The following is a 2,670-nucleotide window of genomic DNA, read 5'->3' on the forward strand; positions in this document are numbered from 1 at the left end:
GCAAACCCCTTGGGTGTTATATGGTCAAGCCTCACGGGCAATTAGTACTGGTTAGCTCAACACATTGCTGTGCTTCCACACCCAGCCTATCAACCTTGTAGTCTTCAAGGGCCCTTCAGGAGGCGCAAGGCCTCAGGGAAGTCTCATCTTGAAGGGGGCTTCCCGCTTAGATGCTTTCAGCGGTTATCCCGTCCGAACGTAGCTACCGGGCAATGCCATTGGCATGACAACCCGAACACCAGAGGTTCGTCCACTCCGGTCCTCTCGTACTAGGAGCAGCTCTTCTCAAACTTCCGACGCCCACGGCAGATAGGGACCGAACTGTCTCACGACGTTCTAAACCCAGCTCGCGTACCACTTTAAATGGCGAACAGCCATACCCTTGGGACCGACTTCAGCCCCAGGATGTGATGAGCCGACATCGAGGTGCCAAACACCGCCGTCGATGTGAACTCTTGGGCGGTATCAGCCTGTTATCCCCGGAGTACCTTTTATCCGTTGAGCGATGGCCCTTCCATACAGAACCACCGGATCACTAGAACCTACTTTCGTACCTGCTCGACGTGTCTGTCTCGCAGTCAAGCACCCTTATGCTCTTGCACTCAATGCACGATTTCCAACCGTGCTGAGGGTACCTTCGTGCTCCTCCGTTACTCTTTAGGAGGAGACCGCCCCAGTCAAACTACCCACCATACACTGTCCTCGATCCGGATAACGGACCTGAGTTAGAACGCCAATGATGTCAGGCTGGTATTTCAAGCGTTTACCGGGGCTTCGATCAAGAGCTTCGCGTGAGCTAACCCCATCAATTAACCTTCCGGCACCGGGCAGGCGTCACACCCTATACGTCCGCTTGCGCGTTTGCAGAGTGCTGTGTTTTTAATAAACAGTTGCAGCCACCTGGTATCTTCGACCGGTARGAGCTTACGGAGCAAGTCCTTCACTCGAACCGGTGCACCTTCTCCCGAAGTTACGGTGCCATTTTGCCTAGTTCCTTCACCCGAGTTCTCTCAAGCGCCTTGGTATTCTCTACCTGACCACCTGTGTCGGTTTGGGGTACGGTCGCATGTGATCTGAAGCTTAGAGGCTTTTCCTGGAAGCGTGGCATCGATGACTTCCTGACCGTGGTCAGTTCGTCTCGCATCTCGACCTCAGAGGAACCGGATTTGCCTGATTCCTCGGCCTACATGCTTTCACCAGGACAACCAACGCCTGGCTCACCTAGCCTTCTTCGTCCCCCCATCGCAACCACATCCGGTACGGGAATATTAACCCGTTTCCCATCGACTACGCGTTTCCGCCTCGCCTTAGGGGCCGACTCACTCTGCTCCGATTAACGTAGAACAGAAAACCTTGGTCTTCCGGCGGGGGAGTTTTTCACTCCCCTTATCGTTACTCATGTCAGCATTCGCACTCGTGATACCTCCAGCAGACTTCTCAATCCACCTTCATTGGCTTACACGACGCTCCTCTACCGCTCATCCAGAGGATGAACCCGTAGCTTCGGTACCTGATTTAGCCCCGTTATATCTTCCGCGCAGGCCGACTCGACTAGTGAGCTATTACGCTTTCTTTAAAGGATGGCTGCTTCTAAGCCAACCTCCTAGCTGTCTGAGCCTTCCCACATCGTTTCCCACTTAATCAGGATTTTGGGACCTTAGCTGACGGTCTGGGTTGTTTCCCTTTTCACAACGGACGTTAGCACCCGCTGTGTGTCTCCCACGCTGCACTCACTGGTATTCGGAGTTTGCCTCGGGTTGGTAAGTCGGGATGACCCCCTAGCCGAAACAGTGCTCTACCCCCAGCGGTGATACGTGAGGCGCTACCTAAATAGCTTTCGAGGAGAACCAGCTATCTCCGGGCTTGATTAGCCTTTCACTCCGATCCACAGCTCATCCCAGCATTTTTCAACATACTTGGGTTCGGGCCTCCAATTGATGTTACTCAATCTTCACCCTGGCCATGGATAGATCGCCCGGTTTCGGGTCTATACCCTGCGACTGGTCGCCCAGTTAAGACTCGGTTTCCCTACGCCTCCCCTATACGGTTAAGCTCGCCACAGAATATAAGTCGCTGACCCATTATACAAAAGGTACGCGGTCACACCACGAAGGTGCTCCCACTGCTTGTACGCATACGGTTTCAGGATCTATTTCACTCCCCTCGCCGGGGTTCTTTTCGCCTTTCCCTCACGGTACTGGTTCACTATCGGTCAGCCAGGAGTATTTAGCCTTGGAGGATGGTCCCCCCATGTTCAGTCAAGGTTTCTCGTGCCCCGACCTACTCGATTTCACGTGACTCAGACTTCGACTACGGGACTATCACCCTGTATCGTCAAGCTTCCCAGCTTGTTCGTCTGTCAGTTGTCACGCTTAAGGGCTGGTCCCCGTTCGCTCGCCGCTACTTGGGGAATCTCGGTTGATTTCTTTTCCTCCGGGTACTTAGATGTTTCAGTTCCCCGGGTTTGCCTCTATAGGTTATGTATTGGCCTATAGATACTCACCTGATGGTGAGTGGGTTTCCCCATTCGGAAATCGTTGGGTCGCAGGGTATTTGCCACCTCGCCAACGCTTATCGCAGGCTATCACGTCCTTCATCGCCTCTGGCTGCCAAGGCATCCACCGTATGCGCTTAATCGCTTGACCATATAACCCCAAGGGGTCTGTCAAG

Annotated in this window: 1 rRNA gene; it reads right to left on the reverse strand. The window is 53.6% G+C overall.

Features of this window, described 5'->3' with window-relative positions:
* Positions 1-20: 20 nt before the first annotated feature.
* A 23S ribosomal RNA gene (locus AOG28_RS17370) occupies positions 21-2,645 on the reverse strand.
* Positions 2,646-2,670 lie beyond the last annotated feature (25 nt).

The sequence above is a fragment of the Cobetia sp. UCD-24C genome (genome assembly GCF_001306765.1).
Taxonomy (GTDB): domain Bacteria; phylum Pseudomonadota; class Gammaproteobacteria; order Pseudomonadales; family Halomonadaceae; genus Cobetia; species Cobetia amphilecti.